Annotated in this window: 22 protein-coding genes; 9 read left to right on the forward strand and 13 right to left on the reverse strand. The window is 55.2% G+C overall.

Annotation, left to right across the window (positions count from 1 at the left end):
• Window positions 1-76: 76 nt before the first annotated feature.
• The 4 genes from PAE68_RS20985 to PAE68_RS21000 form a co-directional block, all read right to left on the reverse strand.
• Window positions 77-514: a GNAT family N-acetyltransferase gene (locus PAE68_RS20985; RefSeq protein ID WP_281890202.1), complete on the reverse strand. Its 438-nt coding sequence runs from the start codon at window positions 512-514 to the stop codon at window positions 77-79.
• A gap of 297 nt (window positions 515-811) precedes the next feature.
• A complete protein-coding gene (locus PAE68_RS20990) occupies window positions 812-2,908 on the reverse strand; it encodes a sensor histidine kinase (protein ID WP_281890203.1) in 2,097 nt (698 codons plus the stop codon).
• A 160-nt stretch (window positions 2,909-3,068) separates the two neighbouring features.
• A complete protein-coding gene (locus PAE68_RS20995) occupies window positions 3,069-6,242 on the reverse strand; it encodes a S8 family serine peptidase (protein ID WP_281890205.1) in 3,174 nt (1,057 codons plus the stop codon).
• Window positions 6,243-6,791: 549 nt separating this feature from the next.
• Window positions 6,792-7,280, reverse strand: a complete 489-nt coding sequence (locus PAE68_RS21000) for a hypothetical protein (protein ID WP_281890206.1) — start codon at window positions 7,278-7,280, stop codon at window positions 6,792-6,794.
• Between the two features lie 150 nt (window positions 7,281-7,430).
• On the opposite strand from PAE68_RS21000, the gene PAE68_RS21005 reads away from it, so the two are divergent.
• From PAE68_RS21005 to PAE68_RS21015, 3 genes are all read left to right on the forward strand, one after another.
• The gene (locus tag PAE68_RS21005; protein WP_281890207.1) at window positions 7,431-7,655 is read left to right on the forward strand and encodes a hypothetical protein; all 225 of its coding nucleotides are present in this window, start codon (window positions 7,431-7,433) and stop codon (window positions 7,653-7,655) included.
• A gap of 96 nt (window positions 7,656-7,751) precedes the next feature.
• A complete protein-coding gene (locus tag PAE68_RS21010; RefSeq protein WP_281890208.1) occupies window positions 7,752-8,366 on the forward strand; it encodes a superoxide dismutase in 615 nt (204 codons plus the stop codon).
• Between the two features lie 195 nt (window positions 8,367-8,561).
• A complete protein-coding gene (locus PAE68_RS21015; RefSeq protein WP_281890210.1) occupies window positions 8,562-9,245 on the forward strand; it encodes a Crp/Fnr family transcriptional regulator in 684 nt (227 codons plus the stop codon).
• A 108-nt stretch (window positions 9,246-9,353) separates the two neighbouring features.
• Here the strand turns inward: PAE68_RS21015 and mutY are convergent, their stop codons facing one another.
• Entirely contained in the window at window positions 9,354-10,484 is a 1,131-nt protein-coding gene (gene mutY, locus PAE68_RS21020) for an A/G-specific adenine glycosylase (RefSeq protein ID WP_281890211.1), read from the reverse strand.
• A gap of 245 nt (window positions 10,485-10,729) precedes the next feature.
• Here mutY and PAE68_RS21025 point away from each other — a divergent pair, with 245 nt between their 5' ends.
• Entirely contained in the window at window positions 10,730-11,320 is a 591-nt protein-coding gene (locus tag PAE68_RS21025; RefSeq protein ID WP_281890213.1) for a hypothetical protein, read from the forward strand.
• Window position 11,321: 1 nt separating this feature from the next.
• Complete coding sequence (locus PAE68_RS21030) at window positions 11,322-11,699, forward strand: c-type cytochrome (protein WP_281890215.1); 378 nt, start codon at window positions 11,322-11,324, stop codon at window positions 11,697-11,699.
• 64 nt (window positions 11,700-11,763) lie between these two features.
• On the opposite strand, the gene acpS is transcribed toward PAE68_RS21030, so the two are convergent.
• Window positions 11,764-12,213, reverse strand: coding sequence for a holo-ACP synthase (gene acpS, locus PAE68_RS21035; protein ID WP_281890217.1), 450 nt, complete (start codon window positions 12,211-12,213; stop codon window positions 11,764-11,766).
• A 121-nt stretch (window positions 12,214-12,334) separates the two neighbouring features.
• On the opposite strand from acpS, the gene bioA reads away from it, so the two are divergent.
• Window positions 12,335-13,684 carry an adenosylmethionine--8-amino-7-oxononanoate transaminase gene (gene bioA, locus PAE68_RS21040; protein WP_281890219.1) on the forward strand — a complete coding sequence of 450 codons (1,350 nt, stop codon included), beginning with the start codon at window positions 12,335-12,337 and terminating at the stop codon, window positions 13,682-13,684.
• A gap of 100 nt (window positions 13,685-13,784) precedes the next feature.
• Here the strand turns inward: bioA and nadE are convergent, their stop codons facing one another.
• The 5 genes from nadE to PAE68_RS21065 form a co-directional block, all read right to left on the reverse strand.
• Window positions 13,785-14,594 carry an ammonia-dependent NAD(+) synthetase gene (gene nadE, locus PAE68_RS21045; protein ID WP_281890220.1) on the reverse strand — a complete coding sequence of 270 codons (810 nt, stop codon included), beginning with the start codon at window positions 14,592-14,594 and terminating at the stop codon, window positions 13,785-13,787.
• Between the two features lie 84 nt (window positions 14,595-14,678).
• Window positions 14,679-15,113, reverse strand: coding sequence for a BrxA/BrxB family bacilliredoxin (locus PAE68_RS21050; protein ID WP_281890222.1), 435 nt, complete (start codon window positions 15,111-15,113; stop codon window positions 14,679-14,681).
• A 143-nt stretch (window positions 15,114-15,256) separates the two neighbouring features.
• Complete coding sequence (locus PAE68_RS21055) at window positions 15,257-15,688, reverse strand: DUF3905 domain-containing protein (RefSeq protein ID WP_281890224.1); 432 nt, start codon at window positions 15,686-15,688, stop codon at window positions 15,257-15,259.
• A 28-nt stretch (window positions 15,689-15,716) separates the two neighbouring features.
• The gene (locus PAE68_RS21060) at window positions 15,717-15,845 is read right to left on the reverse strand and encodes a hypothetical protein (protein ID WP_281890226.1); all 129 of its coding nucleotides are present in this window, start codon (window positions 15,843-15,845) and stop codon (window positions 15,717-15,719) included.
• A gap of 59 nt (window positions 15,846-15,904) precedes the next feature.
• On the reverse strand, window positions 15,905-16,813 hold the full coding sequence (locus PAE68_RS21065; protein WP_281890228.1) for a polysaccharide deacetylase family protein: 909 nt from the start codon (window positions 16,811-16,813) through the stop codon (window positions 15,905-15,907).
• A gap of 849 nt (window positions 16,814-17,662) precedes the next feature.
• Here PAE68_RS21065 and PAE68_RS21070 point away from each other — a divergent pair.
• Entirely contained in the window at window positions 17,663-18,964 is a 1,302-nt protein-coding gene (locus PAE68_RS21070; protein WP_281890230.1) for a hemolysin family protein, read from the forward strand.
• A gap of 65 nt (window positions 18,965-19,029) precedes the next feature.
• Here the strand turns inward: PAE68_RS21070 and PAE68_RS21075 are convergent, their stop codons facing one another.
• Window positions 19,030-19,248, reverse strand: coding sequence for a hypothetical protein (locus tag PAE68_RS21075; protein WP_281890232.1), 219 nt, complete (start codon window positions 19,246-19,248; stop codon window positions 19,030-19,032).
• Window positions 19,249-19,405: 157 nt separating this feature from the next.
• Here PAE68_RS21075 and PAE68_RS21080 point away from each other — a divergent pair, with 157 nt between their 5' ends.
• Window positions 19,406-20,698: a BaiN/RdsA family NAD(P)/FAD-dependent oxidoreductase gene (locus PAE68_RS21080; protein WP_281890233.1), complete on the forward strand. Its 1,293-nt coding sequence runs from the start codon at window positions 19,406-19,408 to the stop codon at window positions 20,696-20,698.
• A gap of 239 nt (window positions 20,699-20,937) precedes the next feature.
• Here the strand turns inward: PAE68_RS21080 and PAE68_RS21085 are convergent, their stop codons facing one another.
• Window positions 20,938-22,500 (reverse strand): glycine betaine uptake BCCT transporter, encoded by a 1,563-nt coding sequence (locus tag PAE68_RS21085; RefSeq protein ID WP_281890235.1) that lies wholly within the window; start codon window positions 22,498-22,500, stop codon window positions 20,938-20,940.
• Window positions 22,501-22,620: 120 nt separating this feature from the next.
• Here PAE68_RS21085 and PAE68_RS21090 point away from each other — a divergent pair, with 120 nt between their 5' ends.
• The gene (locus PAE68_RS21090; RefSeq protein ID WP_281890237.1) at window positions 22,621-23,136 is read left to right on the forward strand and encodes a DUF2179 domain-containing protein; all 516 of its coding nucleotides are present in this window, start codon (window positions 22,621-22,623) and stop codon (window positions 23,134-23,136) included.
• Window positions 23,137-23,168: the final 32 nt, after the last annotated feature.

Here is a 23,168-nt window from a genome sequence, read left to right on the forward strand (position 1 = left end):
GCACGCAAAAAAAGCACAACCGTGAAGCCAGGGCCTCCGGTTATGCTTATATAAGCGATGTTAGGCGAGAATGCCGCTAGCCTGCGACAATACTCAGACGGTGAGCCGCTCGGGAGAAATCGTCCGGCTGGTAGCCAGCCTTCTCATAGACAGGCAGTACCACTTCGTTATGCGTATCGACCGTTACCATGATCCTGTGCACCTTACGACCGACAAACCGCTGACGCAGCGCTTCGATCAACGCTTGTCCAATACCGCGGCGCTGGTGATCCTGACCGACAGCGATCCGGTAGAAATACGCCTTCTCCTTATCGATCGTACCGACGACGACGCCGACGATCTCCTCATTCTCCTCAGCTACGAGAATCAGCTCGCTATCCCAAGCCAGCTGTCTGCCGAAGGCCTTCATCGTTTCTGTATAACACTCGTCACACAACACATTTTGAAGCAGGTTCGTCACGGCCACCGAATCAGACAATTGAAAAGAACGCACTTGATACGAGGTTACAAGCATGCTGCACTCTCCCTACCGCTCTATAGAGTAATTCCATAATCAATAAGCCCTACCCGGGCCTTCTAATGACCACTCAACTTCACATTATAGTAAAATACGACAAATATCGCGAAATTCCTGCTTATACGGCGAAAAAAAGAAGATTATTTTAATTTTATTTTAATTTTCTCGAGAAAGCGCTTTATATTAAGCGTTTTCATAAGAGCTTCGTATAAAAGCTGATACACACTGTCATTTCTACAGCCTGCGAGAATGCTGCCGCACTCTCCGCCTTTGGCGGCTTCGAGTACGGCGAGACTACTTCTCCGCCGTCCATTCTACCGGCAGCGTGAATGTAAATACCGCTCCTTCTCCCGGCTTGCTCGCCACATCGATTGCACCTCCATGGATCGTGACGATCTCCTTAACGATTGCAAGACCAAGTCCGGAGCCGTCCTGCTTGCCCATCGCTCTCACCGACCCCTTCACGAATCGGTCGAACACATAAGGGAGCACCGACGGATCGATGCCTGTACCGGTGTCGGCAATGCTGATTTCCAGTAAGGAGCTGGCGGCGTCATTCCCATTCGTCCTGAATTGAGCACTGATGGTGATCGCTCCCCCAGCTAAAGTATGCTTAAGCGCATTATGAATGAGATTGCCCATCACCTGCTCGAAGCGGAACGGATCAATCGTAACAACCGGAACACCTGGCTGCTCTCTAGCTTCAGGGGGCTGCAGCACGTAGCTCAGCTGCTTCGCTTCTACCTCCAGACGGAACTTCTCCATATGCTTCGCCAATAAGTCTGACACTGTCACACTCGTATAATAGAACGAGGCTTGACCCGACTCCAGCTTCGACAGATCGAACAAATCTTGTACGAGCCGACTCACAAGCACGGACTTATCGTAGAGTAGCTGCTGACAGCTTCGGTCATCCGATCGGACCACACCGTCAAGCATCGCCTTCAAGTACCCCTGGATCGAGGTCATCGGCGTCCCCAGCTCATGTGAGATATTGGCGAGTAGGCGCTGCCTCGACAGCTCCGCCTGCTTCAGCTGCTCGTTCGCCTCCAGCAGCCGATCGTTGCTCCATTCCAGCTCCTGCGTGCGCTCCTTGATGCGGTCCTCCAGCGACGTATTCAATGTCTGTAGCTCGACGGACAAGCTCTCCACCTTATAGTAAGCCTTGGAGAATTTAAGCGCTACGATCAGCGTCTGTACGAAAATAAAAAACATAACGCCGTACGGAGCGAAGTCGATTGAATCAAACCATAAGTTGTAATATAAGATGTCGTTCAATACAGCTGCAAACATGACTAGAGACGCAATGCCATTCAGGAACGCCCCATCCCTGCGACGATATGCGGCCATACCGAACACGTAGATGATATACAAGAAGACGACGATGCTGTACACCTGAAACGGCTGCATCGTATATGTAAATAAGATTGCTGGTACGGACCATACAATTGCGGTGAACGCCGTTCCGATAACCAGCATAACACGCAATAGCACCGCATGAACCTCCTGCGGGTACAGCCTGCGAACGAACAGCAGGAAGATCGGAATACCTGCATAGGGGGCCATATACTCCACCTTAACCGCGAGCTCCCACGGAAGCTCGGGAAAAAACCGGACAAGCAGCGTATCTCCAAGCAGCAAGGAGCGGAACGCCAGCAAGGTGGAAACAAGTCCAATCAATAGACTCAGCCGATCAAGCTTGCGAAGAGCGAACAGCGCAAGATGATACAACCCCAGTGTGAGCAGCACGATGGCAATCAGCAGCTGTGAAGTCATGCGACGCTCACGCATATGCGTGATTTCCTCTGAGCCTCCAACGTACAGCTTGCTCCATAGCCCGCCCTTGCGCTGCACATAATTGGATACTTGGAGCACAAGCTCGTTATCCCCTTCGACAGGCTCGAAGTAGACAACCTTGGCATAAGTGCGCGGAGTCATCTCCTCCCGACTCGTACCAACGATGCCGTTCTCCGTCTCAAGTCGTCCGTTAATCCACAGCCTGTACGCTGTTGCTGCTCCCGGTATGTAGAGTGCCTTCACCGCCAGAGAGTCGCTCCCGTCGAAGCGGACGAGCAGGCGATACGTGGCATGTCCCTGTCTGTCCGGCGCTGTAGCCTCGCTGCCATCGAGCCCCCACACATGGGGCAGCATTACCTTCGACGCCTGAGCCTGGTTGTCTATGAATTGCCCCGGCTCCAGCAGCTGGTCCCAATACAGCTCCCACGGTCCGAGCAGCTCGATAATCGACTCTCCTGCTGCTACGACCTGATCGCCAGTAGCTAATAGATGTCGCTGATCCCCTACGTTCGCAGCCGCAGTGCCCGGCCATGCCAGTAGCACCAGAAGAACGAGGCATAGAAGTCGTAATGTAACTGTAGATCGGATATTCATGGGATGATGGTATCCCTTCTTATTCTCAATATATAGGATTGCTTCCCTATTATACCCTACCCTTGATGTCACCTTCAAAAAAATATCGCTTCATACCTATAATGGTATGAAGCGATTGAATGGTTCGATCAAATGATACTTAGCCTGTACATAATTCGGATTACCGTCTTTCAGGTAATCGACTCAGCACCGTCACAGCTTGCGCACGTGTCGCGATGCCTTGCGGGTCGAAGCTCCCGTCCGGATGCCCTTCCAGCAGCAGGGCGGCCGAGGCGGCAAGGACAGCTTCGCGGGCCCATTCACTAATAGTGGACGTATCCCCGAATGCTGTAGCCGGCTTCTGCTGCCGCTCCAGCTTCAAGCCCAGCTTGTTCACTGCGTTCACCAGCATGACCGCCATCTGCTCGCGCGTAATCGGAGCATCGGGTGCGAACTGACCGTCGCTGACACCGCTGACAATACCCGCTTCATAAGCGGCTCCTACCGCTTCATGGAACCAGGCTCCGTCAGGCACGTCGCGGAACGGAGCTGCGCCGGTCTGTCCTTCAAGACGCAGCGCCCTAGCCAGCAATGTGGTGAACTGTGCACGCGTCACTGTCCCCTCAGGAGCGAAAGTATACGCGCCGATGCCGTCCGCGATTTGGCGGGCGGCCATCCGCTCGATCGCCTGCTGCGCCCAGTGTCCTGCCGTGTCGGTGAACGTGCGATTCCATTCCATGACGGTGTACTGCGAGAAGTGGCTGAGCTCCACCTTGGCAATACCTTTGGACAGCTCTCCGCCTACGTATTCCCAGATGCCCTTGTCTTCATTGTAATAAAAGACGGCTGCTCGATCCGGGTACGTCAGCTTCAGCGGATCGTACTTCAGCTCGACAGTGACCGGACTCGCGAAGCGATGCAGCTGCCTGCCCCCGGCCTCCAGCCCCAGATCAAGCACTGGCGCAGCCTGCTTCGCATATGCAGGCTTGCCGGTCGCTTGCTCGGTGGAGCGAACTGTTAGCTTGACTGAGGCGGCGCTCGTCGGCAATTCCACCACCTTCGCCGGCAAGCGGATAGTGGCTTGCTCCGCTTCGATGCGGAACTGTGCACCAGATTGCGCTGCCTTCTTCCATACGTCGGCCGGTAGCTCCACCTGCACCTCAGCTACTTTGTCCTCACTCTTCGCCTCAATGTTGATCAGCTCGGCCTTCCCTGAGGTAAGCTGCTCCAGCAGCTTCTGCTTGCTCGGCGTCACGATGAGCCGGCCGTTCTCCAGCTTGACTTCCTTGTCAGCAGGCGGCAGGAAGCCGCCTCCTCCCCCGAAGAATGGCGGAGGAGCCGCAGCCGTAATGGTGTAGGTGAGCCGCACAGACTCGCTCGCAACCCCATTCTTCACTGCAACTGCGGTAATAGTTCTGCTCGCGCTAATCGTAATCGGACCTGTGTACAAGCTGGAATTGTCCGCTGTCGGCATCGATCCGTCCTGCGTGTAGTAGATGCTCGCATCCGGCGTGGACGTCGTCAGTGTGAGCGTCTGGTTCCCAATGTACGTACCCGAGGCGAGGGAAGCTTGCGGCTTGACAGGGTATTGAGCGAATTCAACCGAATTGGACAGCACGTAGCTGTTCGTCCCCGAATCGATCGTGTCATCTGCATATAAGCCTAAGTAATAGGCATCCGTGCTTTCCATCGAGAACTGCAGTTCTGCCTTCCCGTACGTCAGCTCGGTCACGGTCTGCGTCGTTCCCGCTGGCGTCTCCTTCAATAGACGAATCGGACCGCTTACTTGCACGACCTGCCCGGTATCGTCCTTCGCTGCGATAGATACTTGGTACAGCCGCCCGCTGCCGCTTACGAGCTGCTCGCTTGCTGTCAGCGTCAGCCTAGGCATCACGAGCGCCTGCTTCGCGCTCACAAGACCGCCGCCAAAGTAGCTGCGATATGCCTCTGTGGACGTCCCTGCTTGGTTCCCCGGAGTCTCGATCGGCATCTGCAGGCTACTGTCGTATATAATACGCATCACATCATCCGGGCTCAGCCCTGGCTGCTGCGCCTTCACCATCGCCGCCACTCCGGCGACGAACGGTGCCGAGAACGAGGTACCGCTGCTCTTGCTATAGGTACCGCCCTTGCTCGTCGTGTAGATCCCACTGCCGGGAGCAGTCGTCACGATGCTTCCAATATTGGAGTAGTCCGATATAGCCAGCTGACCGGTCTGGGCATCCCGCTGTAGCGCTCCAACCGACACGACCCCCGCCATACTAGCTGGAAAATTCGTCTCTACCGCCTTACGAGCAGCGCCCGGCGTCTCATTGTACTTCTCACTGGCCAGCCAATGGTTGCTGTCATTACCAGCTGCCGCTACGACAACGATACCCGCCTGCTGCGCTTCCTCAATCGCTTCTCGAACGACCTTGATATTGGATTCTCCAGCTACGCTGCTGTCAATTCCTAAGCTCAGGTTGATAATGTCCGCCTTACCTATCGCATATCGTATGGCTCGGGCCAGCGCATCGCTCGGAATGATGAACTCGTTCGCCGAATTGATGTAGCCTGCGCGAATCGGCAAGATACGGACGCCCGGGGCCGCACCGGCGATACCTATGCCGTTGTCAGCCGCTGCAGCAATGACGCCTGCAACCGCTGTCCCATGTCCATCGACGTCTGAAGATTGCGACGTCTGCTGGTAAGCATCATAGCCCTTCTCAACGAGCACCCGACCTGCTAGATCAGGGTGCGATGCATCGACACCGGTATCGATTACAGCGACGGTTACCGCCTCTCGCTTAACCGTCGGCACACGCTGCCACCCATAGGTCACATCGGTTACCGTCATCGCCCATTGACCAGACAGCAGCGGGTCGTTCGATGCGGGCGCAGCCTGCAGCTGAAGAGCAGCACCCGGACCAGCCTCGGCTGACGCAGCCTCCATGTAAGTCGGTGCAGCTTCGGACAAGCGGAATACGTACACCGGCTCGGCATATTCGACGGTCTGATCGCCTTCCAGCTCATTCAGCAGCTCATCCACGCTCTGACCCGGCTCGACCTTCTTCTCCACGAATGGCTGGACGCTGGAGCTCCACGTCCGGTAGCTGGAATGCGTTCTCTGCTTGTACTTCACCAGCACCTTGCCTGGCATATAGCTGCCTTCTTCTGTCTTCTGCGCCGCAGCTGGCTCAGACTCCGACTCCTGCGTATTCGCACCTGTCTTCCAATCCTTATGTATGTATCGTTCTTCAGAGCTTAAGGCCGCTTGGGCACCCGCTTCCCCATGGACAGTCATCCCTGACAATAGGGATACGACTAGCCCTAGAGACAAGCTCATCCTTCCGAACTTCCTTCGATTAACCTTCATATTCCTGGCTCCTCCTTCAAGCGAAAAGCACATATGTTCCCAAAGTCATACGTTACTAGTATATAGTGGATTATATGGGCTGTGCAATGAGAGTTGCTGGCAATCGATAGAATCATAGAACCTTTCTGATTACATCGAGAGACGGTTTATCACCATTTCGTGACATTTCGTAACATTTCGACCCTTTGTAGCGTACTTACCTATAACAATAATTTGAAGGAGCGATGACATGCACAGCAACCCCCAGCCTCCAGCCTCCAGCGGCAAAAAGCTGCTCGGCCTATTCATGGCCGCCGCGCTGACCACAAGCACGGTCGGCTGCGCCAACACGGCTCAGCCCAGACTCGCCGATTCGCGCGCAACCGATTACCGGGTGAATTCTACAGCGCCTCATGGCACCCAAAGCCTGCCGGCTCAGCAGCGCCAAGAAGCGCAGCCGGAGGACTATTGCTTCGATGTGAATGAAGATCTGCAATGTGACGACGGCAGCGGAGAGATCGAGCTTGACGATTATGACATCATTGACGGCAAGAAGCGATATTACAAGCGTTACTCCGCTACTGCTGCTGTTGCCGCCGCTGCTGCGGCTTCCGCTACCGCTGCGGCTTCCGCCGCCAAAGCGACGAAGCCTTCAAGCGGCACAGCCTCGAGCACTACGAGCTCTGGGAGCGCGATGACGCCATCAGGTACGACGACTGGCAACAGCACGACGGGGAGCAGCACGACGCCACCTACGACCAGCGCAAGAACTGGAACGTTCACGTCGCCGAACAGCTCAACAGGAGCCGCGGGCACGGCCAGCTCGAGCAGCAGCTCCAGCTCAGCGAGCTCATCCAGCACTAAGAGCAGCACAGGCACAGCCAGCGCGAACAACAGCCCCAGCACGTCCAGTGCAGCCGCATCCAAGAGCAGCTCCGGAACGTCTGGCAGCAGCTCCTCTGGCAACTCCTTCAGCTCATCCAGCTCATCTCGTGGAAGCAGCAGCTTCTCCAGCTCCTCCGGCATATCCAGCGGCAGCTCGAGCTCGCATGGCGGCATCGGCAGCTCATCATCCTCAAGCGGGGGCTAACCTCCGCTTTTTTTCATGTCATGGCAGCTGGCACGAGGTCTACAGAGGGCATGCATAATACGCTGAACACACGGCAACGATAAGTCGGTAAACTTTGGGAGGAGAAGGGAGGGAATAGCATGCATACGCACCAGCAAGAAGCAGGCTCCGACATTCGTCGCATTCATGAGCTGAACGACCTCAAGGCGGACGCGTGGAGCTCGGAGGAGCTGCACTATCATCAGCGCGTCATGAGCGACCTGTCGCCATGGCTGAACGCGCAAGGCACCGCGATGCTAAGTCAGATCATCCAGGAGATCGAACGCCGCGGACATGAACAAGATAAGCAGACAAACGCTCGCTAGAGTATGGCTACTTAACATACATAAATGTTGATTTTATATGGTAAATCGGCGATAATAGGCAATGGAACTCTCATATTCTAGGAGGTAGATTAGAAGATGGCACACCAATTACCGGCACTTCCTTACCCGAACAACGCACTTGAGCCGCACTTCGACGAAACGACCATGATGATCCACCACGACCGTCACCACAACGCGTACGTGACGAACCTGAACGCTGCACTGGAAGGTCATGCTGACCTGCAGTCCAAGAGCATCGAAGAGCTGATCGGTGATCTGAACAGCGTGCCTGAGAGCATCCGTACAGCTGTTCGCAACAATGGTGGCGGCCATGCGAACCACACTCTTTTCTGGGAAACAATCGCCCCTAACGCTGGCGGCGCGCCAACTGGCAAGCTCGCTGACGCGATCAACAACGAGCTGGGCGGCTTCGATAAATTCAAGGAAGATTTCGCGAAGGCGGGCGCTACTCGCTTCGGCTCCGGCTGGGCGTTCCTCGCAGTAACGAAGGAAGGCAAGCTGAAGGTATACAGCCTGCCGAACCAGGACAGCCCGATCATGGAAGGCGAGACGCCAATCCTCGGACTGGACGTATGGGAGCATGCGTACTACCTGAAGTATCAGAACAAGCGTCCAGACTACATCGCTGCATTCTGGAACGTTGTGAACTGGGAAGAAGTCGGCAAGCGCTACGAGGCTGCTGTACAATAGTAGGCAACAAGCTCGGATATTGTGCGAGCCTGTTAGTTCATCTCAGAGAACACGGTACGCTCCGCAAGGAGTTTGCCGTGTTTTTTCTCGTGAAGGTGTCGATATTCGTCATGTTGTGCTGGTGTATTCGACTGTTTCACGCTATAATTTAGCTATTCATATCTATTTTTCTTCAATATGGAAAGAGTGAGGCTCATGAACCGATTGATCCCGCTCCTGCAAAATGTACCCATCTTCCACGATCTGTCCGCTGCCGAGCTCGAGTCGATTGCTCCCTTGTTTATTGAACGCAAGTATAAGAAAGGTACGATCTTGTTCTTCGAAGGCGATGTAGGCGACGAGTTCTTCCTCGTCCATAGCGGTGTCGTCAAGGTGTATCGGATCGATAACGCCAAGGAGATTATATTGTCTCTCTTTCATGCCGGGGACTATTTCGGTGAGATGGCGCTTATGCAGAAGGGGCTACAGCGCTCCGCGACGGCGGAGACGCTCGACAACTGCTCGATCTTCACACTGGTGCGCTCGGAGTTCCATCAGTTCATGGAGCGCAGCCCGAAGCTGTGCATGCGACTGCTAGAGGTTACGATGGAGCGTCTGCGCAAGACGAACGAACAAATCTACGATCTGACCTTTCTCGACGTGCGTTCCCGCATTATTAAGACGATCTTTCGCTTAGCGGAGCAATACGGTCAGCTGAAGCCGAACGGCATCCTCATCAACATGAAGCTTACCCACCAACAGCTTGCCAATCTGGTCGGAACCGTACGTGAATCGGTCACCAAGGTACTTCAGGAGCTGCAAGAAGACCGCATCATCACGATCGACAAAAAGTTCATACTTGTCCGTGACCTCGAAGCATTAAAGAAAATGATTTACTGAAACATGCTGCTGCTAGCGAAGGCTGCGCAGGCTGTCCAGGACGACATGCGCCTGGCAGCCAATAATCGCACAACAACCCCCTCGACGCCAAAGCCAAGGGGGTTGTTGCTATGCATGCTGATCAAAGTATGCGTTCAGGATACGAAGAAAAACATTCGGGAACGCGAAATCCGCCATCTCCTCGCGGCTGATCCACCTGTAATGCGAGGGCAGACGGTCAGTCGCTCCGTAACCCGACACAGACACATCCAGACTCCCTAGCAGCACGTCCATCTGCCAATGAATATGGCTGAACGTATGCTCGGTCTGCAGCAGCCACCTCGGCGCCTCGAGCGCGAAGCCCTGCTCGGCGAGGTGTGCCGACAGCGCGGCATGAGCTGCTGGCAGCGCAGCTGCTCCAGCGCCAGCTGAAGCAGATGACAGCTCGGTGTGCGGCAGCTCCCACATCCGGGCCAGCAGCCCGGTCGAAGGCCGCTGGCGAATGAGCACCTTGCCGGCTTCGCTGCTGCTACCCTGCAAGATGATCGCTGCACGCGCCTCAGGCCGGGGCGGCTTCGCCTTCGTCTTCACCGGCAGCGTCTCCTCGACGCCTGCTGCACGCCCTGCGCAATGCGCCATGACCGGACACGTCAGGCAGTGCGGAGATTTCGGCGTACAGACGAGCGCGCCCAGCTCCATCAAGCCTTGGTTGAAGTCGCCGGCCGCTCCTTCCGGAATGAGCTCCTGCGCGAGCACTTCCATCCGAACGCGTGTTCGAGGCTTAGCGATATCATCCTCGATGCGGAAATATCTCGAGAGCACCCGCATCACATTACCATCGACAGCAGGCTCCGGCTTATTGTAGGCGATGCTCAAGATCGCGCCCGTCGTATACGGGCCGACTCCCTTAAGCGCCGACACCGCCTCCTTCGAGTCGGGCACTACGCCTCCGTAGCTCTCATGCACCTCGCGAACAGCGCTCTGCAGGTTGCGAGCGCGCGAATAATAGCCTAGCCCCTCCCAAGCCTTGAGCACCTCCTCCTCCGGAGCTTCCGCGAGCGCTTGGACTGTCGGAAATTGTTCGATGAACCGGTTGAAATACGGAATGACCGTGTCGACCCTTGTTTGCTGCAGCATAATTTCTGAAACCCACGTATAGTAAGCATTCCGGTGACGCCGCCACGGCAAGTCCCGCTTATGACGACGGTACCAGCTCAGCAGCTCGGTCGAAAAATATCGTTTAGCTTCCGTCGCTTCCATCTCCTGTTGTCCCCTTTACTCGAGCAAGCTATCTTCCTATTATAGCTGAATGGATCTGCTAGCCCAAACGGTACAACCGCTGGAACTATTGGCCAATTGTAGCTTCCCCAGATGAATTTGACTTGCTTCACTTGAATGTGTACGCTGTGGTTAGATGTGTCATGTAAAGTCCAGAAGGAACATCTCTCCGATGCAGCGCGTCGGATGTTCATCTTGACGTTGTATAGTGAAAAGAGGCGATCTGCATGGCAAATGCCGAATCCACAACCGACACCCCATACTTAACCGCGCAATCGGGCTCACACTCAGCAGCGTATGCGCAGGCTGCTCCTTATGCGGCTTACTTATACATATGGGGGGCAGCCTGGGTCAGCTTGGCCGCCCTGCAGTTCTACGAGCAATTCGGCAAGGCTCCGGTCAGTCCGTTCCTTGTCATCGTGCTCGCGCTGTTCGCCACGGAATCGGTTCAGTACATTCGAAGGAAGCGCAATGCGCTTCGGCCGCCTGCTGCAGGGGACTCTCGGCTGAACGGGCTCATGCTGTTCGGGACGTGCGCACTGGTCGCGATCCTCTATCTAGCAGCCCGCACTGGCGTCCTCCAGCCGCTCGATTGGCACATTGGACAAGGCGTGCTGCTCGCCTGCTTCTACGGTGCGCTGAGCCGCAAGCTCGGCAAGCCGGTGCTCGGCCTCGCGCTATGGCAGCTGGCTCTCACCGCAACGGTCGGCTGGAGCTATCTCGGCTTCGCCCCCGTGCTGATCACCGGCTTCAGCGGCGCTAGTCTGCTCGCACTCGCAGTCATGATTCAGTTATGGAAATCGAACAGGAGGTCTTAAGATGAAAGTTACTCCATGGAAGTTAAGTGCAGCATGCGGCTTGCTGACGCTCGCCCTGCTCACAGGCTGCACAGCGAAGGAAAGCCCAGAGCCGTTCGGTGGCGGCAAGACGAGCGCCGTCACACCGGAAACGGCTATGGCTGGCGCGTCGGAGAGCGTTCAGGCGTTGTATAAGCAGAACTGTCTCTCCTGTCACGCAGCCAACCTCGAAGGGCGTATGGGCGGGAAGACGAACCTCCAGCAGGTCGGCGCCCGCCTGAGCGTGGAGCAAATTACTACCCAGATCGCCAAGGGCGGCAACGGAATGCCCGGCTATCAGGGCAGGCTGAAGCCCGAGGAGATCGACGGCCTCGCTCAATGGCTAGCAACGAAGAAGTAAGCCTAGCATATGTTAAGAAGCCTCCTTCCCACCGATCTAGGTTGGGAAGGAGGCTTCTTCCAGCTTATGAGTGCCTTGTACCGTCTACCCGCTCGATAATACAGTACGCCATAGCGGCCGTGTCGCTGTGCGTAATGCTCAGATGTATCACGAGGGTATCCTTCCGCCCCTGTACTGCTGCATCCTGCGGCACCGGCAATCCGAGAAGCGGGTACAGGCGCTCCTTGCTTCTTGCTGAGATACGGCACTCTGGCTTCCCCGCCCTGCTAGGCAGCACCTCGATGTCCTGCAGCGACAGCTGCTTGCCGATGCCGCAGCCGAACGCCTTCGCCACCGCCTCCTTCGCAGCGAATCGCCCAGCTGTGAATTCCGCAAGCCGTCCTGCGCGCCCCTGGGCCAGCTCTCGCTCTGCCGGAGTGAGCACCCGCTCCAGAAATCTCGCTCCCGAAGCCTCACTTAAGATGCGGCGTACTCTCTCGATCTCCAATAAGTCCGTGCCGATGCCGACAATCATGTCCAACGCGCCCCTTTCACTGTCTCATTCCCGAGTGGTACAATAGGATATTAGCGAACATCGCCGTCTCATTCGCTCTATCGTAATCGATTGAATATGGAAGTTCAAGGAGGCTCGAGCTATGGATCTTAAGCAGGCGGAGCGCTTGCTGCAGGCAGACCGCTCCTATGTGTGGCATCCGTTCACGCAGATGAAGGATTACGCGGAGCGCGACCCGATTCTTATTGAGAAGGCAGAGGGCGTCTTCCTCTACGATGCGTACGGCCAGCGCTACTATGACACGAACTCCTCGTGGTGGGTGAACGTTCACGGCCACGCGCATCCGCGCATCCGCGAGGCGATCAACCGTCAGCTCGGACAGATGGACCACGTCATGTTCGCAGGCTTGACTCACTCTCCGGGCATCGAGCTGGCGGAGCAGCTCGTCAAGCTGACGCCGCCGGGACTCGACCGAGTGTTCTACTCCGATAACGGTTCCACCTCGGTCGAGGTCGCGCTGAAGATGTCGTTCCAATATTGGCAGCAGTCCGACCGTCCGGATAAGACGAAGTTCGTCTACGTCGACAGCAGCTACCATGGCGACACGCTCGGCGCGGTCAGCGTCGGAGGAACGGACCAGTTCTTCTCTGTGTTCCGTCCACTGCTGTTCGATGCGTACAGCGTCCCTTCGCCTGACCCTCGGCTAGCACCGGGTGGCGATGCGGAGACCGCCGCGCAACAGGCGCTCGAAGCGGTTAGGACGCTGTTCGAGGAGAAGGCCGGGGAGCTCGCGGCGATCATTATCGAGCCGCTGCTGCAGGCGGCAGGCGGCATGATCATGTATGCGCCGTCTTACCTTACCCGCCTGCGGGAGCTGTGCACCGCCTACAACGTCCACCTCATCGCCGACGAGGTCGCCGTCGGCTTCGGACGGACAGGCCGTCTGTTCGCCTGCGAGCACGCCGGCATTACGCCTGATTTCATGTGCTTGTCCAAGGGGTTGACCGCTGGTGTTCTGCCGCTGGCCGTCACAATGACGACGAGCGGCGTCTTCGACGCGTTCTATGACGATTATCCGAAGCTGAAGACGTTCACGCACGGGCACAGCTTTACCGGCAATCCAGTATCGTGCGCCGTCGCACTCGAATCGCTGCGCATCATGGAGGACGAGCATGTGCTGGAGCGGACGGTGGAGAGCGCCGCCTTCCTCAAGACGCAGATGACCCGCTTCCAGTCGCTCGATGGACCGGCGAACGTCCGCAGCCTCGGCATGGTCGGCGCATTCGATCTGTTCCGCAGCCGCGATGCGGGCACGCGCTACTCGTTCGACGAGCGAATCGGCTTCCGCGTCTATCTGGAAGGACTGAAGGAAGGCTTGTTTCTACGGCCGCTCGGCGATACGATCTACTACTGGCTGCCGCTCTGTACGACGAGGGCACACATCGAGGACATCGTGGACCGGACGCTCCGGGTGCTGCAGGCCGTGCGTTAGTAGCAGGCGCCCCCCTTTGATTTCACACACAAAAAGCACCGTGCATCCGCCAGCTCCAGGCCGGCCGTATGTACGGTGCTTTTTTTCATACAATAAAACCTTAAATACCTGGAATCGGCGAGCGCTTATGCTCTGTCTTCGCATATTGACGCTCGAGCTTCTGCTGCGCCTCCGGTGCGATCTGCTTGCCCTCTAGGTAGTCGCTATTGTCTTCATACGTAATGCCAAGCTCAGCCTCGTCCGTCTGCCCCTCCCACAGTCCGGCAGTCGGCGCCTTGTCGAGCACGCTGCGCGGCACGCCAAGCTCCTCGGCCAGCATACGCACCTGACGCTTGTTCAGCGTGCTGAGCGGTGTCAGATCAACAGCTCCATCGCCGTACTTCGTGAAGAAGCCCGTAATTGCCTCGGACGCATGGTCTGTGCCGACGACAAGCAGATTAAGCTCGAACGCCAGCGCATATTGGACGACCATCCGCGTACGCGCCTTCACATTGCCCTTGCCTGCACGGCTCAGATGGCGATGAACACCGATCGACTTCAGGCCATATTCGGCCTCCAGCGCAATCTCGTTCACCGCTTCTTCGATGTTCGTCTCAACCCGATACTTGAGCGCGAACGCCTCTGCCACCGCGTAGCTGTCTGCGATGTCGACCTGTTCACCGTACGGCTGGAACACGCCGACCGTCTTGAACTCGCGGCCCTTCTCCTCGCTCAGCTCATCGGTTGCGAGCTTGCACAGACCAGTCGCCACCGCGCTATCGATGCCGCCGCTAATCGCGATCAGCAAGCCGTCCACGCCCGCGCTCAGCACATACGACTTGAGGAAGTCGACCCGCTTGCGAATCTCCTCCTTCACCTCGATGTGCGGCTGCACGCCTAGCTTCTGAATAATGTCTTGCTGGATGCTCATCCTCTCCACCCTCTCCCATGTCACGTTAATTGGAAAAACTCCCGCCCAGAGCCTAAAGGCCATAAGCGGGAGTGCTAGCTGTTCTTATTTGCAGTATTCTTCGAAGGCTCCGATCAGATCGGCCGCGATCATCTCCGCGGAGCGGTCCTCCACCTGATGACGCTGAATGAAATGAACGAGCTGGCCGTCCTTCATCAGCGCGATCGACGGAGACGACGGCGGATACGGTGCGAAATATTCGCGCGCCTTCGCTGTCGCTTCCTTATCCTGACCGGCAAACACCGTGTACAGGTGATCCGGCTTCACTTCGTTCTGCAGCGCCTTGGCAACGCCTGGACGGCATTGACCTGCAGCACAGCCGCAGACGGAGTTCACGACGATCAGTGCAGTTCCTTGCATATTGCTGAGCGCCTGCTCGACATCCTCCGGTGTGCGAAGCTCCTGAATGCCGATACGGGTCAGCTCGTCACGCATAGGCTGCACCATATCTTTCATATATGATTCAAACGACATGGACATGGACAATTCACTCCTTATCTATAACAATAATGGATATACGACTTATGCCCATTATACTCGGGTATTCAGGTGAAAGCAAAGCGAATGGCTCCATGCCTGTCGTCTGAAATGGCATCTGCACCTGCCTGTAGCAGCCTACTCGGTTAATTAGAATCCGATGAGCTGTCTCCGCGCTTCTTCGGGTCCCGCTCCCCGCTCTGGAACGTCTTGTACGCGACATCCTTGTCCGAATGCATGAACGGATACGCTTGCGGACGTATTCCTTCCTCGAACAGCTCGCGGTTCTCAGTCGTCTGGAACCCTACATCCTTATACGGATGCACCCATTCATCGCCCGACATGACAGACGGATCGACGTCCTTGCTCCACTTCTCCAGCGGGGAATTGCTCGATTCATACTGATGATCCCCGATCAGCACGCCATGCTCATTCACGAACGGCTTACGAGGACCGCGGTCCTCCGTGAACTCCGGTCGAAAGTTAATTTCGAACGGATCGAGCTCGGGATCGTTAGTGCGATTATACTCGATATTCGTCTCTACATTCTCATATGACTGCTTCGATTGCTCGCTCATCACCATGCGCCTCCCTTCATCCGATTCGTTAGACCGAAGGACGGTTCGGCCCAGTCAGCCTCTTGTCTCCCGCTTGAAACGACTCCGCCGCTTCGTTCTTCTCCACCTGCTTCGCCTGCTCCTTGGAAGCGTTCTTGACGCCTTTGTTGTCAGCCATTCTTATCATCTCCTTTCGTTCCCTATGCGCTTAGTATGCGAATGTATGTCATGAATCAGTCAAGCTGGCGGCTGTAGAAATTGGCAGCGGAACGACTCCTCCTTATCAAGCCCCTTGAATTCATAGCCCTCTCGCTTCAAAAAAGTAATGATCTCCGGCAAAGCCTCCACCGTCGTCGTCTTCTTATCCATATCGTGCATCAATACGATAATACGATCCTTATGCGCGCTGTTCTGCTTCACAGCTTGTACAATAGATTGCTTATCGAGTGTAACGGCTGCCGCATCCGCCGAGCTCACGTTCCAATCGAAGTAAGCGATCCCTTGCTTCGACATTTCCCGGGCAATACTTGCCATAATTCGACGACCGCCCGCCTTCCAGCTTATATGGTTATTCGACCCTCCGGGAAAGCGCAATATGTCCGGCTTCACACCTGTCTGCTCCTCTAGCAGCATGTTCAGCCGCTCCACATCCCGCTGGAACGCCTCCGTCGATCGATATATTCGACTGTAATCATGGGAGTACGTATGGTTGCCCAGCACATGGCCTTCTTCTACAATACGCCGGTACATCCGCTTATCTGTCTCCCGTTCCTTCCCAATGACGAAGAAGGTCGCCTGTACATGCTGCCGCTGCAAAATATCAAGTATTCGTGGTGTATGACTGGACGGACCGTCATCGAACGTTAAATACGCGATCTTGCGTGAAGCATCTGACTTCTGTAGATGTTCAACCTCACGGTCAGCCGTGCTTCTTGCTTGCGGAGGCGTAGATGAGCTCAGGCTCGTCGATTCGGACGAACTCCAAGGACTGTACGGTGGACCATATTCATCCTCGACCTTATGTATGACAGCTTGATGCTGCGGCGCCCCCCCTTCCCTCGTGAGCAACGAGCCTTCCCTGTAACCAAGTGCAGAAGCAAGCACCAACAACGCGGCTAGAATGGACATCCCGCGCACACTTCTCATTCCGAGCCCCCCCCATCATCATCGTACGCCTAGTATGGCTCGAATACGGTGTAAGGTAAGCTCATGCTACAATGCCAATATATCCTATCTTGAACCAACAGGCTCCCTACAGATCGACATGTTAGGTCTGGACAAAATAAAATGGACCTCGTCCCTGTACGGCTCGAAGTCCATCGTTCATTCGTATCCTATTGCATGCCACGCCTGCATGCACCATTCCTCTTCGAATCAGTCATCCATCATGCTGACTAACTAAAACAACGAAAGCCCTGCCTCTCTTCCATCCTTGCGGCTCCGAAGACCGCGCCAGTGAGAATCAGTTGAACCACCATGCAACAATACATCCTGCTCTGAACATTACCGAATCATTCTAACGTGAGATTAATGTGGGAATGTAAACAATCTTTTGAGGTGTGATTCTGTGGGGAATTTCGCGGATATAAATATAAAGATCATAATACCACATTATCAACTGATTTGCAACCACCACATTGCAACTATTTAGGCCACAGATCTGAATGGAAGGTTGGATTACTTGCAGCTTCTTCTCCTTTTTCACCCAACCCCGGTTTTTTCGCTTAAAACGAACAAATTTGTTCAAATTCGCGTACATGCGGTTGAATTACGGGATTAAACAGGCCGTGTACCTGCTCAGCACGCCAAGCATCGTCCTGAAGCCCTCGCACATCGTTTGAGACGCTCTTCGCCATCCGTTATAATGATACATAAGAAAGTATTATATTTTCTAAAAAAATCGACTGTCCAAGGAGGTGTACCTATCCACCTCACAGAGGGGATAGGGAATGTTTGAGTAGTGACCCGTTACCCTTATTTTTGATTAACGCGGTTTTGATTGTAGCCTTAGTGCTGTTGAATGGCTTCTTCGTCGCCGCCGAGTTCGCGCTCGTCAAGGTGCGTAATTCGCGGATCGACACGCTGGCCCTGACCGGCAACCTTAGCGCTCGCGTCGCCCAGCAAATTACCGGTAATTTAAACGCTTATTTATCCGCCTGCCAGCTCGGTATTACGCTCACGTCGCTCGTGCTCGGTTGGGTCGGAGAACCGGCGATTTCGCAATTGCTGGAGCCTGTGCTGAAGGACTGGCTCGGATTAAGCGACGTTGCCCTGCATGCTGTATCGTTCTTCATCGCGTTCACTATCATTACCTCGCTTCACATTACGCTCGGGGAGCAGTTCCCGAAGACGTACGCGATCCGGCAATCGGAGCGGGTGACGCTTTGGACAGCCATTCCGTTGATCATCTTCTATAAGCTGATGTTTCCACTCATCTGGGCGCTGAACGGCGTATCCGATTGGATGCTGCGGCTTGCGGGTATTGAGCCAACGAATGAGCACGAGTCCGCGCACACCGAGGATGAGATTCGGGTATTGATGAAGGAGAGCCACAAGAGCGGTCACATCGACAACACAGAGCTTACACTATTTGACAATATATTCGAATTTGCCGAGACGAACGCTCGGGAAATTATGATTCCGCGAACGGACATGAACTGCTTGTACGCCAACCTGACGTTCGAGGAGAACATGCAGATCGCCTTGACCGAGATGCGTACACGTTATCCGGTCTGTGATCCGGATAAGGACAACATCATTGGCTTCGTCCACATTAAGGATCTACTCAAGCATCAAGCCAGCACTCGTGTATCTGATATTCATTCGATCGTCAGACCGATCACGAAGGTGCCGGATTCGATGCCGATCAGCAACCTGCTGAAGCTGATGCAGCGTAAGAAGGTACAGATCGTGCTCTTGATCGACGAATACGGCGGCACAGCTGGACTCGTCACCATCGAGGATATACTCGAGGAGATCGTCGGCGACATTCGGGATGAATTCGATATGGAGCAGCGTCCGAGCATTGAGAAGAAGGATGAGCTGACATATTCCATCGACGGACGTCTGTTGATCGACGAGGTGAACGAGCACTTCGGCTTTGAGATCGAATCAGAGGATTACGATACGATCGGAGGCTGGATCTACTCGCAGGTCGAGATACCTCCGAAGCGAGGCCATGCCATCATGTATGGCGACAACTACGAATTCATTATCGAGGAGACCGATGATCTGCGGATCGCGCGTCTAACGGTGCGCAAGCTGCAGTTTGAAGTCGCTGGTATCAAGTCGGCCTAATCCTGATATTATAGATAAATATGAAAGACGAGGCGCATGTCGCCTCGTCTTTTTTGACGCCCCTTTTATAGATGATGACTGACGGACCTCCCGCTTCGCAGCTCCTTCAGCTGAGTTCTGAGCAGCTTCATCTGCAGCTTATTCGCCGTAATCGCTTCTTTGGTCATAATAAGTGCTGTTGCATTAGCGGTCACATCCTGCATTAGTTGACGATTGGCGACCGCCAGCTGAACGATCCGCTGCTGCAGCTGACTACGGTTCACGCTCACTTCAGATTGACTCATCGTGTGTTCGACACTCCTCTATCTAAGGTTCGTTAACATCCCGATTATAATATAGTTATGATTAAAAGTTTGTCAAAGCTTGTAGGAGCGACTGACACTAATTTTGAAGAATGCCGTCACATTTTTTATAATGAGCGTATACAGGGGGTCTGTCATAATGTCATATGATGTAATTGTTGTCGGCGGCGGTTCGTCCGGACTAATGGCCGCTGTGGCCGCGAGTGGACAAGGAGCGAAGGTGCTGCTGCTCGACAAGGGCGATAAGCTCGGACGCAAGCTCGGTATCTCCGGAGGCGGCCGCTGCAACGTGACGAATGCGAAGGATACGGATGAGCTGATCAAGCATATTCCAGGCAACGGCAAGTTTCTACACAGCGCGTTGAACGATTTCGGGAATCGGGATATTATGCGCTTCTTCGAAAGTATGGGCATTGCACTGAAGGAGGAGGATAATGGGAGGATGTTCCCGGTGTCCAATAAGGCGAAGAGCGTCGTCGACGCGCTGGTCGGCAAGGTGCGCACGCAAGGGGTGCATCTGAAGGTCAACAGCCCGGTGCGCGAGGTGATATATCGGGATGGCGCTGTGTCAGGCGTGAAGCTGCGCTCCGGCGAGGTGATCAAGTGCCGCTGCGTTATCGTTGCGGTAGGCGGCAAGTCCGTTCCGCATACGGGCTCCGAGGGAGACGGCTACGCATGGGCCGAGCTGGCCGGGCACACGATCACGGAGCTCTACCCGACCGAGGTGCCGCTCACTTCCGGGGAGCCGTTCATCCAACGCAAGGAGCTGCAAGGGCTGTCGCTCAGAGAGATCCGACTGACCGTATGGAACGCGAAGGGCAAGCGGCTCGTCGAGCACCAAGGCGATATGATCTTCACTCACTTCGGCCTATCCGGACCGACGGCGTTGCGCTGCAGCCAGTATGTCATCAAGGCGCTGAAGCAGGTACAAGCCGGGCCTCGCACCGTGCTGCTCACGCTCGACCTGAAGCCGGACCGAAGCGCCGCTGACGTGTACGCCCAGACGCTGCTGCTCGCGAAGCAGGAAGCTCGCAAGTCGATCAAGAACGTGCTGAAGAGCTATGTGCCCGAGCGCATCATACCTATGCTGCTATCAGCTGCCTCGTTATCCGAGGAGCTCACCTACGATCATATTCCGAAGCAGCCTTGGCTGGAGCTCGCGAAGCTGATTAAGGCTTATCCGATTCGTGTGAACGGCACGCTGTCCATTCAGGAGGCGTTCGTTACGGGCGGCGGCGTGAACCTGAAGGAGATTGATCCGAAGACGATGCAGTCGAAGCTGATGCACGGTCTGTTCTTCTGCGGGGAAATACTAGACATTCACGGTTATACCGGAGGCTATAACATTACAGCCGCCTTCTCGACCGGCCATTCAGCTGGCAAGCATGCCGCGAAGCTGGCGTTAGCCGCGAGAAGCGGTGAGCTGGAATAGCGACAGCTGTGGATAGGGGAAGACGCATTACGGTTGTGGATAACATCATCTGTGGATATGTGTGTAGATGGAGCTAGAGCTATTCACAGCGCTATTTTAGGCAATGTGGATAATGTGTATAACTTTGTGGATAATGGCTGACAAGAGCCGTATACGGCTCCCAGCATCGAAGATGCCCGGCAAGCTTCTGAAGCTTAAGCCGGGCTTTTTTTCATCCTACCGAGTCGATGGACACGCTCTTACACTCTTGCCTTCTCTCTGCTTGATGCCCCGTCTCCCGCTTCTTCCGGCCTCTGCTCCTTGCCTTGACCCTTGCGCTCCGGAGGCTTCGTCGACCGCTCCTCATGGAACGATCGGAGCATTGAGATGACCATCAGCAGCAGGATGACCGCCAGCGGGAACGCGCTGACGATGATGGCGGTCTGGAAGCCCTGCAGTCCTCCTGACGACATCAGAATGACGGCGGATGCGGAGAGCACAAGTCCCCAGATCACCTTCACAGCGGTTGGCGGCTCTAGGCTGCCGTACGTCGTCTGCATACCGAGCACATATGTGGCAGAATCGGCTGATGTAATGAAGAACGTCGTAATGAGGAACAGCGTCACGACGATCAGCACGTTCGCCAGCGGCAGCTGCTGATACACATAGAACAGTGCAGTCTCCAGACTCTGTGCGGCGATCGGCAGTCCGAGCACATGCTCCATGTAGACGCCCGTTCCCCCGAATACGCCGAACCAGACCGCACAGAAGGTCGAAGGAATGATGAGCACTGCAATGACGAATTCGCGGATCGTTCGACCCTTCGATATTCGTGCGATGAACGTGCCGACGAATGGCGCCCACGCGATCCACCATGCCCAGTAGAAGATGGTCCAGGAGCGCAGCCAGCTCGCATTCTGCTCATTGAACGGCGCAAGACGTAAGCCCATGCCGAGCAAATTCTGCACATACGTGCCGAACGTCGTCGTGAACAGGTCCAGCAAAAATACGGTCGGCCCCATCGCCAAAAAGACGACGAACAAAATAAGCGCCAGCACCATGTTGGCGTTGCTCAAATATTTAATGCCCCGCTTCACGCCGGTGCCAGCCGACAATATAAACAAGACCGTCACAATCGATATGATAATGACTTGAACGGTAAAGTTGTTCGGTATGCCGGTTAAATAGCTGATGCCTCCGTTAATTTGCGCGGCCCCGAGGCCTAGCGATGCAGCTACGCCGAAGATCGTCGCGATGACGGCGATCATGTCGACGAGCTTACCGATCCAGCCATTCACTCGCTCCCCCAGCACCGGGTACAGCGTAGCGCTCATCAGTCCGGGAAGACCCTTGCGGAACTTATAATAGGCTAGCGCTAGCGCGATAACGGCGTAGATCGCCCATGCGTGGAACCCCCAGTGTAGATATGTATACTGCAGAGCCAGCTTGGCACTGTCGTTCGTACCCCCTGCACCGAGAGGCGGCTTCGCATAGTGCGAGATCGGCTCGGATACACCGAAGAACAGAAGCCCGATGCCCATCCCCGCGCTGAACAGCATCGCAAGCCAGGTTAGTCGGTTGAACTCCGGCTTGTCGGTATCCTTCCCCAGCTTAATATTGCCGTAGCGGCTGAAGATCAGGAATACAGCGAACAAGAGGAAGAAGGTAGCGGACAGCTGGTAGAACCATCCGAACCGGACAAGGAAATACGTCTGAAGTGTGTTCATGCTTTGAATAAGTTGCTTCGGCCATATCGCTCCCCACAGCACGAAGAAGACGGATATCACAAGCGTTATCCAAAAGACGCTAGAAGTTTTTTTCAAGCGAGCCCTCCTCCTTTACCTCCATTATGTCTAACCGTCCCGCTATTTATGTGGATAATGTTCCGAATAAAGGATAATTACGCAACGTTTCACACAACATAAGGCTGGAGGTGAAACGGTATGGTCCGTATATGGCTGTTCATATTTACGATCCAGATTGTGTACGTAACGTTCTTCACCTTACGCATGATCTTGACGCTGAAGGGGCAGAAATACATAGCCGCTGTGCTGAGCACGGCAGAAATTACAATCTATATACTCGGCCTCCATCTGGTGCTTCAGTACTTGAATGAAGTGACGAGCCTCGTCGTCTATGCACTCGGGTATGCGCTCGGTATATTGCTCGGGGCTTGGATTGAGGAAAAGATAGCACTCGGGTACGTCACCATCAAGGTCATATCTAATGACACCGATGGACGCATCGCTCAGCAGCTGCGGGAGAAAGGCTACGGCGTCACCTCCTGGTATGGTGCGGGTCGGGACGGAGATCGTCTCGTCATGGAAATTCTCGCCAAGCGTAAAAACCATAACAAGCTGTACGATACGATTCTTGCGCTTGATCCTAAGGCGTTCGTCATTACAATTGAGCCGAAGCAATTTCACGGCGGCTTCTGGACGACGGTCATTAAGCGATAATGATTCAGCTCCATGCTCCATGAGCAGCATTC

This window comes from Paenibacillus sp. YYML68, from assembly GCF_027923405.1.
GTDB lineage: Bacteria > Bacillota > Bacilli > Paenibacillales > NBRC-103111 > Paenibacillus_G.